The following is a 13,655-nucleotide window of genomic DNA, read 5'->3' as shown; positions in this document are numbered from 1 at the left end:
CCACTCTAGGGCCCCGGCTACCCTTGAGGGCATGAATCCGCTGCTGGAACCTTCCCCCCTCGACCACGAACTCCCGGACTTCGCCGCGGTCCGGGTCAGCGACCTGGTGCCGACCTTCCGCGCCGCACTGCAGGAGCACGACGCCGAGATCGCCGCGATCACAGGTCTCAGCGAACCCCCGACCTGGGAGAACACCATGGACGCACTGGAGGCGTCCGGCCAGATGCTGCAACGTGTGCTGGCCATCGTGTTCAATTACGCGGGGACGGACGCCACCGACGAGATCACCGCCGTCGAGGAGACCGTGGCGCCGGAGCTCTCCGCCCACAACTCCCGCATCCTGCTCGACCGGGAGCTGTACGCCCGGGTGAAGGCAATGCCTGCCCAGCCCGAGGGAAGTGAGAACGCCGCTCTGCTCGACCACTGGCTGCGAGCCTTCCGCAGGGGAGGGGCGGACCTCGACGACGCCGGTCGGGAGGAACTGGCGGCGATCGACACCCGCCTGGCGGAACTGTCCACCAGGTTCTCCCGCAACCTCATGGAGTCCACCGTACGCAACGCCGTGGCCGTGACCGATGAAGCGAAACTGGAGGGCCTCGACGAGTCGCGCCGGGAGCAGCTGCGCGCCGACGCGGAGGCGGAGGGCAGACAGGGCTGGCTGATCCGGCTCGGACTGCCGGCCGTGCAGCCGGTGCTGGAGGAGCTCGCCGACGCGGACCTGCGCCGCGAGATCGCCTCGGCATCGCGGGCGCGCGGCAGTGCAGGAGCGGCGGACAATTCCGGTGTGGTCCTGGAGACCGTGAGGTTGCGGGCCCGGCGTGCGGAGCTTCTGGGCTACGCCCACCATGCGGAGTTCGTGGCGGAGGGGGAGACTGCAGGAACGGTCGACGCTGTCGAAGAGCTGCTGGACACGGTGACACCGGCGGCCGTCGACAACGCCCTCGGCGAGCACAAGCGTGCCCTCGATCTCGCGCACGTCAACGGAGTGGAGGCGGAGACCCTCGGCGAGGCGGACCTGCCCTACTGGTCCGCCAGACTGCGCGAGGAGGACCTGGCGGTGGACACCTCCGGGCTCAGAAAGTACTTTCCGCTGACCAGGGTGCTGCGTGACGGCGTCTTCTACGCGGCCGAACGGCTCTACGGAATCCGGGTCACCCCCAGGGACGATCTGGCCGGATACCACCCGGATGTCAGGGTCTGGGAGGTCAGTGAAGGTCCGGACCGGGGCGGAGAGTCACTCGGTCTGCTGCTCACCGACCTGTACGCCCGTCCGACGAAAAGGGGCGGAGCGTGGATGAGCAGCTTCGTCGACCAGAACAGGCTGCTGGGGCAGACTCCGGTGGTCGTCAACGTCCTCAACATCGCCAGGCCGGCGGAGGGGGAGGAGGCGTTACTCTCCCTCGACGAGGTCACCACGCTGTTCCACGAGTTCGGGCACGGACTGCACGGACTGCTCTCCGATGTGCGGTACCCGTCACTGTCGGGGACCAACGTGCCCCGGGACTTCGTGGAGTTCCCGAGTCAGATCAACGAGAACTGGGCGCTGGAGCCGGAGGTCCTCTCCCACTACGCGCGGCACGTCGAGACCGGGGAGCCGCTGCCTCCTGACCTGGTGTCGGCGGTGAAGGCCGAGGCCCGGTGGGGGCAGGGGGTCGCCCTGACGGAGTTCATCGCCGCTTGCCGGGTGGACCTTGCCTGGCACCGGCTGTCGTCCCGCCGGGCCGCCGAGGTCACCGATGTGGCGGCGTTCGAGCGTGCGGCGCTGGAGGACGCCGGTCTCACAGTTCCCGGTGTGGGGCCCCGCTACTCCTCGACCTTCTTCAGCCACATCTTCGCCGGCGGCTATTCGGCGGACTACTGGAGCTACCTGTGGGCGGAGGTTCTCGACGCCGACGGCTTCGACGGTTTCGTCGACACCGGTGCGGCCGCCGGAGAGGTGACACAGCATCCGGACCCGGACGACGTGCGTTTTGCGGGGGAGAGGTTCCGGCGGATGATCCTGTCGCGTGGTGCGACGATCGACTACGACGACGCTTTCTGGATGTTCAGGGGCAGGCAACGCAGTGTCGCACCGTTGCTGAGCCGACGGGGACTGTCCGGGTCGGGGCCGGTGTCCGGGTAGTATCGACCGGGTGACGGACGGATTCGAGCAGTGGGTGATCGGCCTGCCGGTGTGGTTCCAGACTCCTCTGGTGCTGGCGGCACTCTCTGTCGTCGCTCTGGCGGCGGCAGTGGTCCTGCTCCGCGTCCTTGCCCTTGTTCTTCCCCCTGACGAGGCGGAGCGCCGGGCTTTCGGTGGTGTCTCCCGTGGCAGCGGCGGTTCCGGTGCCGGACCGGGTGACAGAGACAGGGAAGGAGGTGCCCGGCGGTGAAGCAGCATTCACGGGTACGGCAGGCCCTGGTCCTCCTTATCGTTTTCCTTGTAATAGTATGGGCGGTCACGGCGATTTTCTGAGCTGATCTTCCCGATTTGTCCCGCGACAGAATCCCCGGGGGTATGTTCGCATATTGATGATTTCACAATGTGTCGCGAGCCACACTCAGGCACTGACTGTAAGGAGAGACATGCAGGAGTACTCCTCGGAGGCACTGTTCACGGTCGGAGAGAACGAAACCTGTCTGACCGTTCTGCGCGACAACACCCGCCGTCGGCCGCAGACCGTTCTCTACAGCCGCCCCCGGAAGTTCGAGTGGGTCGACGTCCGGGCCGACGAGTTCCTCCGCGAGGTCTACGGTGTCGCCAAGGGTCTCATCGCCAACGGTGTCGAACAGGGTGACCGGGTGGTCCTCATGTCGGACACCCGCTACGAGTGGAACCTCTTCGACTTCGCGATCATGGCCGCGGGCGCGGTCTCCGTGCCGATCTACCCCTCGTCCTCGACCTCGCAGTGTGAGTGGATCGTCGAGGATTCCGGGGCACGGATCGGGATCGCCGAGAAGTCCGGCCACGCCACCCGCCTGGAGACGTTCGTCAACTCCGGTTCCCCGGCAACGGGTGCGGGACCGGACAACGGGTCAGGCGCCCACCTCGACCGGGTCCTGACCATCACCGAAGGGGCGGTCGACACGCTCATCGAGGAAGGGAAGGACATTCCCGACGCCGACGTCGACGCCAGGATCGATGCCACCCGATCCTCCGACCTTGCGTCCCTGGTCTACACCTCCGGCACCACAGGCCGGCCCAAGGGTTGCAGGCTGCTGCACTCCAACTGGCTCGGTGAGGTCCGTGCGATCCTCACGAACCCGATCGGCGGCATCGCCGTCGAAGGCAACCGGGGCCTGACATTCCTCCCCCTGGCGCACGTGCTGTCCCGGGCGGTGTCACTGGCGACCACCCTGGGCGGGGCGACCCAGTCACACTGGTCGGACATGTCCACCCTCGTCCCCGAGTTCACCCGAGCCCAGCCGCATCTCATCCTCGGCGTCCCCAGGGTCTTCGAGAAGGTGCACGCCGGGGTGAAGTCGAAGGCCGTCGACGGAGGGGGCGTCGGCGCGAAGATCTTCCCCCTCGCAGAGAAGACCGCCGTCGAGTACTCCAAGGCCGTCGACACCCCTGAGGGGCCCGGTCGACTGCTTCGTGCGCGCCGTGCCCTGTTCGACCGGTTGGTCTACCGCAAGGTGCGTGAAGCGCTCGGCGGCGCACTGCAGTACTGCATTTCCGGAGGTTCGGCGCTGAACCCCGAGCTCATGCACTTCTTCCGCGGTATCGGCGTCCGGATCTACGAAGGCTACGGCATGACCGAGACAACGGCCGCCATCGCCGTGAACTTCGAACCCGACAACATCATCGGCACCGTCGGCAAGCCTGTCGGCGGCAACACCGTCCGAATCGCCGACGACGGTGAGATCCTCATGAAAGGCGTCGTCGTCTTCGACGGCTACTGGAACAATGAGGAGGCGACCAGGGAGAGTTTCACGGAGGACGGTTTCCTGCGCTCCGGAGACCTCGGCGCCCTGCTGCCGACCGGCCACCTGAAGATCACCGGCAGGAAGAAGGAGATCATCGTCACCGCAGGAGGCAAGAATGTCTCCCCGGGGCCGCTGGAGGACATTCTGCGCTCGGCTCCGCTGATCTCCCAGGCGATGGTCGTCGGAGACGACCAGAAGTTCGTCGGCGCCCTCATCACCCTGGACGAGGATGCCCTCCCGGCGTGGAAGAAGCGCAACAACGTCGACGCCGACACCCCGGTGCGAGAGCTGGCGAAGAACCCGGTCCTGCGCGCGGAGATCCAGGACGCCGTCAATGAGGCGAATGACACCGTCTCCCACGCCGAAGGCATCAAGAAGTTCCGGATCTGCGCCCGTGACTTCAGTGAGGAACGGGGCGAGATGACACCGTCGATGAAGGTCAAGCGGTTCGCCGTGGCGCGGAACTTCGCCGACGACATCGCGTGGATCTACACCTCCCACTGACCTCTGGAGAACCCGTCCTCCACACCCGTCACACCCCGGCCCCGCCTCCCGTGGCCGGGGTGTCGTCTGTCCTATGGTTGTCACGTTCCACCATGACGCCTGAGGAGAGGAGACCGACGTGCACGATGCCGCCCGCCTGCGTCTCCGGGAGCTCACCCAGGGTGTGTACGACATCGGTGACGAGATCGCGGAGGGTATCGACCACGTCGCCGCGGCAATGACGGACTGGGACGTCCTGCTGGTCGGGGACTGCATGGAGGAGCTCGCCGAGTCCGTGGAGCAGGGCAGACCGGAAGTGCGCCAGTATCTCGCGGAGCTCAACGGGCTGCGCCAGGCGTTCGTCTCCGGGGTGAACGCGGGGACCCTGTCGGCACCCACGGACACCTGGTACCACCCGGGCCGGACCCTGTCCTTCCTGCATCCCCGGCAGAAACTCCCGGATTCCACCGCGCAACCCGTGCCGGAGCCGCCGGTGGTCAGCACAGCGACACTGAGGATGACACTGCGGAGACGCAACGAAGAACTCACCGGGGAGCTCGCCGAGCTCGCAGAATGGGTCGTCGCCCAGACCGAGGAAGCTGTCGAACGTCAGACAGTCCTGCTTCCTCAGTCGTTCGCCCGCGCCTGGCGTCACACCAGGGACACGGTGGCGACCTGGAACCGGGAGGTCGTCGGCGACCACGCCGCTCTGGTCGCCGACATGCAGGGGGAGGCGCCTCCGGAGTTCCTGGCTGAACGAGCCAGGGTCGAGAGAGTCCTCGCGCGTGTCAGGGCCCGTAACCGCAACCGACGCCGCGGTTCGGCGGTGGGATGAGTACGCTGCAGTCAATGGACACGCAGCACGACACACACGGCCTGTACATCCATGTCCCGTTCTGCACCACCCGTTGCGGATACTGCGACTTCAACACCTACACTCCCGGCGAGGACGGCACCTCCTCGGTGGAGACCTACCTCAGTTCTCTGGAACGTGAACTGGACCGGGCGGCAGCTGACTGGGACCGCCCGGGGCCGCCGTCCACGGTGTTCATCGGGGGAGGCACCCCGTCCCTGCTGGGCGCGGACGGACTTGCCGGGGTGCTGCGCGCGGTGCGGCGCAGCCTCGGTCTTGCACCGGACGCCGAGGTGACCACGGAGTCCAACCCGGAATCAACCTCACCGGAATTTTTCGCGACCCTGCTGGACGCAGGCTTCACCCGGATCTCGCTCGGCATGCAGTCCGCCTCAGCCCGGGTGCTGAAGATCCTGGAACGCAACCACACCCCGGGACGGGCCACCGCCGCGGCGGTGGAGGCGACCGGGGCCGGGTTCAGACATGTCAACCTCGACCTCATCTACGGCACGCCCACGGAGACCGACGAGGACCTGAGACGTAGCCTGGACGCCGCCCTGGCGACCGGGGTGGACCACATCTCGGCCTATTCGCTCATCGTCGAGGACGGCACGGCCATGGCCCGCAAGGTCCGCCGGGGTCAGCTTCCCGCCCCCGACGAAGACACCTACGCCGACCGTTACGAGATGGTGGACGCCGCGCTCCGGGGCGCCGGAATGCACTGGTACGAGGTCTCCAACTGGTCGCGACCGGGTGGGGAGTGCAGGCACAACCTCGTCTACTGGCGGGGTGGCCAGTGGTGGGGTGCCGGTCCGGGAGCCCACGGTTGCGTACGTCTGCGCGAGGGGGTCGAGGGCAGTCACGACGGCACCACCAGGCTGGTCAACGCGAAGCTTCCCCGCCGGTACGCGGAGGCACTGTCCTCCGGAGGTTCGCCGGTCACCGGGGTCGAGATGCTCAGCGCCGCCGACGCTCACGTGGAGAGGATCATGACGGGGCTCCGGCTGTCCGAAGGTCTGCCCGACGAGATGCTCGCGGGGGCCCCGGAGACGGTGGCCCGGGATGTCGGTCTCGGGCTGCTGGAAAAGTCCGGGGGGCGAACCAGGGTCACCGACGCCGGGCGGCTGCTCGCCGACGGCATCATCACCGACATCCTCGTCGAGGAGGACCGACGCTGTGTCGGCGCCGGCCGGTCCGGGACCTATTAGGCTTGGACCTATGACGAAGGCGAGTACGGCAGATCAGCGACGCGGAGAAGTGCTGCGGGCCATTGTCGCGGACTTCATCTCCACCCAGGAACCTGTGGGCTCGAAGGCGCTGGTGGAGAGGCACAGTCTCGGGGTGTCCTCGGCCACCGTACGCAACGACATGGCCGTGCTGGAGTCCGAGGGCTTCATCACCCAGCAGCACGCCAGTTCGGGGAGGATCCCCACGGAGAAGGCCTACCGTGTGTTCGTCGACGGGATCCACCGCATCAAGCCGTTGAGTGCCCCGGAACGCCGCGCGATCCTCCGTTTCCTCGAGGAGGGTGTCGACATGGCCGATGTCCTGAGACGCAGTGTCCAACTGCTCGCCCAGCTGACCCGGCAGGTGGCTGTCGCCCAGCTGCCGGACCTGAGGAGAGGGCGTGTCAAGCACTGTGAAGTGGTGAAGCTGGCACCGTCCCGTCTGCTGCTGGTGCTGATCACCGACACCGGGCAGGTAGACCAGCGAAACGTGGATCTGACTGCCCCCCTCCCGGACGATGACGTGCCTCGCCTGAGGGACCTCATCAACTCCACTCTCGTCGGGCACACCCTCGACGACGCTTCGGCGGAGATCGCCGCAATGGCCTCGGGTGAGGATCTGAGAGTTCCCCCGGAGCTGAAGGACGCCGCACTGGCCTGTGCCACGGTCCTTGTCGAGACGATGCTGGAGCGGTCCAACGACCGGCTGATGATCGCCGGTACACCGAACATCGTCCGTGTCGGCGAACTCGAGGGCGTGCTCGACGCCCTCGAGGAACAGGTCGTGGTTCTCCGGCTCCTGTCCGGTGTCCGGGACCTGGGTGTCTCGGTCACGATCGGGGAGGAGAACACTCCCGCGGAACTGCAGTCCGCCACGGTGGTGTCCACCGGCTACGGCTCGCGTGATGAGATTCTCGGGGGGATGGGCGTCCTGGGGCCGACCTACCTGGACTACCCCGGAACCATCAGTTCGGTCCATGCCGTCGCCCACTATGTCAGCCGCATCCTCGCGGGAGAGTAGAATGCCGACGGAGTACCACAACTGAGAAAGCAACTGGGAAAGTAAAGGAACAGGAATCCCTTGGCTCGTGACTACTACGCCATTCTCGGCGTCGAGCAGGATGCGACGGAGGCCGAGATCAAGAAGGCCTACCGTCGTCTCGCCCGTAAGTACCATCCTGACGTGAACCCGTCCGAGGAGGCGGCGGAGAGGTTCCGTGAGGCGTCACTGGCGCAGGAGGTCCTCACCGATCCCGAGAAGCGGCGCATCGTCGACGCCGGTGGGGATCCCGAGGACCCCGGTTTCGGTCGCGGGGCGGCCGGCGGTTTCAACGCCGGTGGCTTCGGTGACATCTTCGACGCCTTCTTCGGCGGCGGTGGTGGTGGGGGTCCGCGTGCCTCGCGGGTGCGCCCCGGCAGTGACGCCCTGCTGCGGATGGACCTGACCCTGGAGGAGTGCTTCACCGGGGTCCAGAGGGAGGTCACCGTGGACACGGCCGTGCTCTGTGACGTCTGTGACGGCACGGGTTCGAAGTCGCATTCTGCGCCGGTGACCTGCCCGACCTGTCACGGTCAGGGGCAGGTCATGGAGATCCAGCAGTCCATCCTCGGACGTGTGCAGGTAGCACGGGCCTGCCCGCGGTGCCAGGGTACCGGGGAGATCATCCGGGACCCCTGCGAGGAGTGTGCCGGTGATGGTCGGGTCCGCGCCCGTCAGGACATCACGGTGAACATTCCGGCCGGTATCCGGGACGGTATGAGGATCCGGATGTCCGGCAAGGGCGAGGTCGGGCCCGGCGGTGGCCCCTCCGGGGACCTCTACGTCGAAGTCCGTGTCGAGGGACACCCCTGCTTCGTCCGCGAAGGTGATGACCTGCATGTGACAGTGCATGTCCCGATGGTGGACGCTGCACTGGGAACCAGTGTCGACGTCGACATGCTCGATGACTCGGTGGTTACCGTGGCCGTGGAACCGGGCACTCAGCCCGAGGCTGTCGTTCGGGTGAAGGACGCCGGAATGCCCCATCTGCGTCGAGAGGGACACGGCAACCTCATCGCCCATGTCGACGTGTCGGTGCCCACCGAGCTCGACCGGCGGTCCCGGGAGCTGCTCGAGGAGCTCCGCGACCGTTCCCAGGAGACCTCGGGGGTGCGGACCACGGAGAATGAGCGTTCCGGCGGGCTGTTCTCCCGGCTCCGCGGAAAGTTCGGCCGGTAGCGTGACCGATCTGTGTCACCCCGGGGTGAACCGCCCATGACCGACCCGGTGTTCCTCGTTCCGGATCTCCCGGCCCAGATCGACCGGGCCGGGGTGACGGGGCTGCTCAGGCTGCCTCCTGCGGAGGCGAGACATGCCGGGGTCAAACGTATCCGTCGTGGCGAACAGATCGTCCTCACCGACGGTGCAGGCCTGGGCGTCACCGCCACCTGGACCGGGGAGGGTGACACAGCGACCGGAACAGGCGTGCTGCCCCGGCGTACCCCCAGACCACGGGTGACGGTGGTGCAGGCGTTGCCGAAGGCGGAGCGCTCCGAACTGGCGGTGGACCTGGCGGTCCAGGCCGGTGCGGACCGGATCATCCCCTGGCAGGCTGACCGCTGCATCGCGAAGTGGGACAGGAAGGCTGCCAAGGCCAGGTCCCGCTGGGAGGCCACCGCCGTCAGTGCGATGAAGCAGTCCCGCAGGACCGAGGGTGCTGTGGTGGGTGAGCTGCTCACCGACATCGCGGGCCTGCCGCGTGCACTTTCCGGGAGGCCCTGGCGGGAACCGGTGGAGACGACCAGGATCCTGGTCCTCCACGAGGAGGCGGCCACGCCCCTGGCGGAGATCGACCTCGACGTGGACGAGATCGTGCTCGTCATCGGTCCGGAAGGCGGGGTGTCGCCGCGCGAGCTCGCGGTCGTCGCCTCATTCGATGATCCGGGTGGACCGGTCGTCCTCGGCCCGGAGGTCTACCGTTCCGCCGCTGCCGCGGCGGTCGCACTCGGGGCCGTCGGCGTGCTCACGGACCGCTGGGCACGGTAGACTTCACCGGCGAGAACAGTCACACAGGAGAAATGTGAAGCAACCAACGAGGCGTATCGCCTCCACCACGGTCGAGCTCGACCCGGACACGGCACAGACGGTGGCAGGGACCGCAGACGAGAACCTGCGCATCATCGAGGACCATGTCGCCGCGGACCTGCTGAGCCGTGGCAACAGTGTCACGGTCCGGGGGGAGGCCGCCCAGGTCTCCCGTGCACGCCGCGTCCTGCGGGAACTCGAGTCCATGGCCTCACGTGGTCACGTGATCACACCTGACCTGACCAGGAGGGCGGTCGACCTCGTCGACGCGGACCCGCCGTACGCCGCCGGTGCCGCCGGCGAGGGCGTGACGTCGGGCCACGGACCGGGCACGGTCACCGGTATGGCGGATATCGCCGGTGACGCCATCGTCACCAGACGGGGCCGGGCAGTCAGACCGAAGTCCCGCGGACAGCGTGAGTACGTCGACGCCGTCGACACCTCCACCGTGGTGGTCGGTGTCGGTCCCGCAGGCACCGGGAAGACCTACCTGGCTGTCGCCAAGGCTGTCCAGGCGCTGCAGAAGCACGAGGTCACCAGGATCATCCTCACCCGACCGGCTGTCGAGGCGGGGGAGAAGCTCGGTTTCCTCCCCGGCACTCTCGGCGAGAAGATCGACCCGTACCTCCGCCCCCTCTACGATGCGCTGGGGGACATGCTCGACCCGGAGGCGGTACCGAAACTCATAGAGTCCGGTGTGATCGAGATCGCACCGTTGGCGTACATGCGTGGGCGCACGTTGAATGACGCCTTCGTCATCCTTGACGAGGCGCAGAACACGACACCGGCGCAGATGAAGATGTTCCTCACCCGGCTGGGGTTCGGCACGAAGATGGTCGTCACCGGTGACCTCACCCAGGTTGACCTGCCCACCCACCAGACCAGTGGTCTGACTGTGGCACGTCAGGTCCTGGAGGGGGTGGACGGGGTGGCGGTCACCGAGTTCGACAGTTCCGATGTGGTCCGCCACCACCTGGTGGGTCGGATCATCGAGGCCTATGACCGGTTCGAGGCGGAGGCCGGTGCGGCCGCAGAGCTTGCCCGGCAGGACCGCGAGGAGATCCGGGCGGAAAGGAAGAGACGATGAGTATCGAGGTCTACAACGAGTCCGGGGTCGGCGAGGTCAACGAGGAGGAGCTCATCGACGTCGCCCGCTTCGCCCTGTGGAGCCTGGACGTGCACTCCTCCGCGGAGCTGGCGATCCACATCGTCGACCCGGACACCATCGCCGACCTTCACCTGCGCTGGCTCGATCTTCCGGGGCCGACCGACGTGATGAGCTTCCCCATGGACGAACTGACGCCGGGATGGGGTCGCAAGGACGGCCCTCCACCGGGTCCGGGCGTCCTCGGGGACATCATGCTGTGCCCCGAGTTCGCCCGTGGCCAGGCTGACCGGGCGGGCCATCCGCTGGCGCATGAACTTGACCTGCTCACCGTCCACGGGGTCCTGCACCTTCTCGGTTTCGATCATGTCGTGCCCGAGGATGAGCAGCGGATGTTCGCCCTGCAGAACGAGATCCTCGCCAACTGGTACGACTCGCAGGTCGAACGTGGCGTCCACTTCGCACCCAAGCCGACCGGGGCGGGGGCCTTCCCCTCCGCGGCGGACCGTGACGACACCGGGGACGCCGGGGATCCTGGGGAGTCCCGGGACCCGGGGCATCCGGACAGTGGCACCGACTCACCCGGCACCGGCTCACCCGGCGCTTCTGAATCATGACCGGGCTCACCCTTGTCGGGTTACTCGCCCTCGCCGTCGTCGTGGTACCTGTCGCCGGGATCGTCTCCTCGGTGGAGACGGCGCTCTCCCAGCTGTCCGTCGCCAGGGTGGAGGCTCTCGTCAAGGCCGACCGTCCCGGCGCCCCGCGACTGCAGCGGGTGATGGACCGCAGGCCGGACATCATCAACCTCCTGGTGCTCGTACGGACCGTGCTGGAGGCCTCCGCCGCAGTGCTGGTCACCATCGTCGCCGAAACACTCGTCGAACCCACCGGGTGGGCCATCGTCGTCGCCGTGGTCGTCTCGACCCTGCTGATCTACGTCATCGTCGGCGTGATTTCCCGTACTGCAGGACGCCGCAATCCTTACTCCCTGTCGCTGCGGGCGGCACCTGCGGTGCTCGTCGCGGCGAAGGTCCTGACCCCGTTCTCCCGCCTGCTCATCCGTGTCGGCGGTCTGTTCACCGGCGGCGGCGCGCTGAAGGCGGGTCCCTTCGCCTCCGAGATTGAACTGCGGGAGGCCGTGGACATCGCCTCGGAGCGCGGAGTCGTGGAACGGGACGAGCGCAAGATGATCCAGTCCGTCTTCGACCTTGGCGCGACGACCGCCCGGACCGTGATGGTGCCCCGCCCTGAGATGGTGTGGATCGAGCAGGACAAGACAGCGGTCCAGGCCACCCGGCTCTGCATCCGTTCAGGGCTGTCACGTATCCCCGTCGTCGGGGAGAGTGTCGACGACATTGTCGGTGTGGTGTACCTGAAGGATCTCGTCACCCGGACCTACGATGCCGGCCAGGAGGCGAGACTGGTGCTCGTCTCCGAGGTGATGCGTGAACCGTTCTTCGTCCCGGACTCCCGGATGCTCGACGATCTGCTGGAGGACATGCAGAGAGACCAGATCCACATCGCCGTCCTCGTCGACGAGTACGGCGGTACCTCGGGACTGGTGAGTATCGAGGACATCCTCGAGGAGATCGTCGGTGAGATCAGCGACGAGTACGACGGTTCCGCTGTCGCCGACATCGAGGAGCTCGGACCGGGAAGCTACCGGGTCGTGCCGTGGCTCAGCCTGGACGACCTCCGCGAACTCTACGAGGACGCCGGCGTGGAGTTCGACGACGACGAGTACGAGGACGTGGAGACCGTCGCAGGTCTCGTCGCCTTCGAACTTGACCGGGTCCCGCTGCCCGGAGCCGAGGTGGATGTGGCGGGACTCCACCTGACATGCGAAGGTGGCAGGGACAGACGTGGACGGGTGAAGGTCCGTTCCGTCGTCGTCACCGGCCCCGCCACCGGCCCTGTGACGGGCCCGGTCCGCAGCGAGGTACCCGACACCGCCGGGCCTGACACCCTGTCAGACGGCACCGACAACCATCACACGACCGGAGAACCCGATGACCGACAGTCCTGACTTCCCCTCCCTCCCGGAGGACGCCGCCGCGCCGGTGGACTTCTCCGCCCCGGAGGGCTTCCGGAGCGGTTTCGTCAGCTTCGTGGGACGGCCGAACACCGGCAAGTCCACCCTGACGAATGCGCTGGTCGGCGAGAAGATCGCGATCACCGCCGATCAACCCGAGACGACCCGGCACCCGATCCGGGGAATCGTGCACCGTCCGGACGCGCAGGTCATCGTCGTCGACACGCCGGGTCTCCACCGGCCGCGCACCCTGCTGGGCGAAAGGCTCAACGAGGTCGTCAAGGAGACCTACGCCGATGTGGACGTCATCGGACTGTGCATCCCCGCCGACGAGAAGATCGGACCGGGTGACCGGTGGATCCTTGACGCGGTGAGGGCGTCCGCCCCCCGTACACCGGTCGTCGGCATCGTCACGAAACTGGACAAGGCGTCCAGGGACGAGGTCGGGGCCCAGCTGGTCGCTCTGCACGAGCTCCTCTCCGGTGACGGGGTCGACGCCGAGGTCGTGCCTGTATCGGCGAAGGAGCAGGTGCAGCTCGATGTCCTGCTGGACGTCATCACAGGTCTGCTGCCCGAGGGGCCGAAGTTCTACCCGGACGACCATGTCACCGACGACGACCGTGAGACCCGGATGTCCGAGCTGATCCGCGAGGCGGCACTGTCGGGACTGCACGACGAGCTTCCACATTCGGTGGCCGTGCAGATCGACGAGGTCTTCCCGTCCGAGGACAGGGAGGGAGTGCTCGAGGTGCACGCGGTGATCTTCCTGGAACGGGAAGGCCAGAAGAGGATTCTCCGCGGGAAAGACAACCGGCGGTGGGGGAGGATCATCCACAACGCCCGGCAGTCGATCATCGGATTGGTCGGACAGAACGTCTACCTGGACCTGAGGATGAAGGTCGCCAAGAACTGGCAGTCCGATCCGAAACTGCTCGGACGGCTGGGTTTCTGACGCCGGGACCGTAGGCGGGCGGACGGTGCCG

At 67.1% G+C, this 13,655-nt stretch carries 12 protein-coding genes; all 12 read left to right on the top strand.

The features are described from left to right. Positions 1 to 31: 31 nt before the first annotated feature. The 12 genes from BN3906_RS13030 to era all read left to right on the top strand — a co-directional run bounded on the left by BN3906_RS13030 (position 32) and on the right by era (position 13,624). Entirely contained in the window at positions 32 to 2,122 is a 2,091-nt protein-coding gene (locus tag BN3906_RS13030) for a M3 family metallopeptidase (protein ID WP_066589253.1), read from the top strand. A gap of 10 nt (positions 2,123 to 2,132) precedes the next feature. Further along, positions 2,133 to 2,372 carry a hypothetical protein gene (locus tag BN3906_RS13025; protein ID WP_066589246.1) on the top strand — a complete coding sequence of 80 codons (240 nt, stop codon included), beginning with the start codon at positions 2,133 to 2,135 and terminating at the stop codon, positions 2,370 to 2,372. Between the two features lie 193 nt (positions 2,373 to 2,565). Beyond that, entirely contained in the window at positions 2,566 to 4,413 is a 1,848-nt protein-coding gene (locus BN3906_RS13020) for an AMP-dependent synthetase/ligase (protein ID WP_066589244.1), read from the top strand. 118 nt (positions 4,414 to 4,531) lie between these two features. Next, on the top strand, positions 4,532 to 5,227 hold the full coding sequence (locus BN3906_RS13015) for a hypothetical protein (RefSeq protein ID WP_066589242.1): 696 nt from the start codon (positions 4,532 to 4,534) through the stop codon (positions 5,225 to 5,227). 14 nt (positions 5,228 to 5,241) lie between these two features. Then, on the top strand, positions 5,242 to 6,453 hold the full coding sequence (gene hemW, locus BN3906_RS13010) for a radical SAM family heme chaperone HemW (RefSeq protein WP_066589234.1): 1,212 nt from the start codon (positions 5,242 to 5,244) through the stop codon (positions 6,451 to 6,453). A gap of 10 nt (positions 6,454 to 6,463) precedes the next feature. After that, a complete protein-coding gene (gene hrcA / locus BN3906_RS13005; protein ID WP_066589231.1) occupies positions 6,464 to 7,492 on the top strand; it encodes a heat-inducible transcriptional repressor HrcA in 1,029 nt (342 codons plus the stop codon). Positions 7,493 to 7,552: 60 nt separating this feature from the next. Continuing rightward, entirely contained in the window at positions 7,553 to 8,689 is a 1,137-nt protein-coding gene (dnaJ, locus tag BN3906_RS13000) for a molecular chaperone DnaJ (protein WP_066589228.1), read from the top strand. A 36-nt stretch (positions 8,690 to 8,725) separates the two neighbouring features. Further along, positions 8,726 to 9,496 (top strand): 16S rRNA (uracil(1498)-N(3))-methyltransferase, encoded by a 771-nt coding sequence (locus BN3906_RS12995; protein ID WP_066589226.1) that lies wholly within the window; start codon positions 8,726 to 8,728, stop codon positions 9,494 to 9,496. Between the two features lie 34 nt (positions 9,497 to 9,530). Next, entirely contained in the window at positions 9,531 to 10,622 is a 1,092-nt protein-coding gene (locus BN3906_RS12990) for a PhoH family protein (protein ID WP_066589223.1), read from the top strand. Beyond that, positions 10,619 to 11,257, top strand: a complete 639-nt coding sequence (ybeY, locus tag BN3906_RS12985) for an rRNA maturation RNase YbeY (protein WP_078057450.1) — start codon at positions 10,619 to 10,621, stop codon at positions 11,255 to 11,257. Before BN3906_RS12990 ends, ybeY begins: the two co-directional genes overlap by 4 nt. Further along, positions 11,254 to 12,666: a hemolysin family protein gene (locus BN3906_RS12980; protein WP_078057449.1), complete on the top strand. Its 1,413-nt coding sequence runs from the start codon at positions 11,254 to 11,256 to the stop codon at positions 12,664 to 12,666. Before ybeY ends, BN3906_RS12980 begins: the two co-directional genes overlap by 4 nt. Next, positions 12,650 to 13,624 carry a GTPase Era gene (gene era / locus BN3906_RS12975; protein WP_066589220.1) on the top strand — a complete coding sequence of 325 codons (975 nt, stop codon included), beginning with the start codon at positions 12,650 to 12,652 and terminating at the stop codon, positions 13,622 to 13,624. The genes BN3906_RS12980 and era overlap by 17 nt, the downstream gene beginning before the upstream one ends. Positions 13,625 to 13,655: the final 31 nt, after the last annotated feature.

Origin of the sequence: Corynebacterium provencense (assembly GCA_900049755.1) — a bacterium.
Taxonomy (GTDB): domain Bacteria; phylum Actinomycetota; class Actinomycetes; order Mycobacteriales; family Mycobacteriaceae; genus Corynebacterium; species Corynebacterium neomassiliense.
The sequence above is the reverse complement of the archived record's forward strand: the minus strand, read 5'-3'. Positions and strand labels throughout refer to the sequence as shown.

Excerpts from the sequence above, each read along its gene's own strand:
- BN3906_RS13030 (WP_066589253.1), top strand. The coding sequence starts at position 32 with ATGAATCCGCTGCTGGAACCTTCCCCCCTCGACCACGAACTCCCGGAC.
- BN3906_RS13020 (WP_066589244.1), top strand. The coding sequence starts at position 2,566 with ATGCAGGAGTACTCCTCGGAGGCACTGTTCACGGTCGGAGAGAACGAA.
- hemW (WP_066589234.1), top strand. The coding sequence starts at position 5,242 with ATGGACACGCAGCACGACACACACGGCCTGTACATCCATGTCCCGTTC.
- hrcA (WP_066589231.1), top strand. The coding sequence starts at position 6,464 with ATGACGAAGGCGAGTACGGCAGATCAGCGACGCGGAGAAGTGCTGCGG.
- BN3906_RS12995 (WP_066589226.1), top strand. The coding sequence starts at position 8,726 with ATGACCGACCCGGTGTTCCTCGTTCCGGATCTCCCGGCCCAGATCGAC.
- ybeY (WP_078057450.1), top strand. The coding sequence starts at position 10,619 with ATGAGTATCGAGGTCTACAACGAGTCCGGGGTCGGCGAGGTCAACGAG.
- BN3906_RS12980 (WP_078057449.1), top strand. The coding sequence starts at position 11,254 with ATGACCGGGCTCACCCTTGTCGGGTTACTCGCCCTCGCCGTCGTCGTG.
- era (WP_066589220.1), top strand. The coding sequence starts at position 12,650 with ATGACCGACAGTCCTGACTTCCCCTCCCTCCCGGAGGACGCCGCCGCG.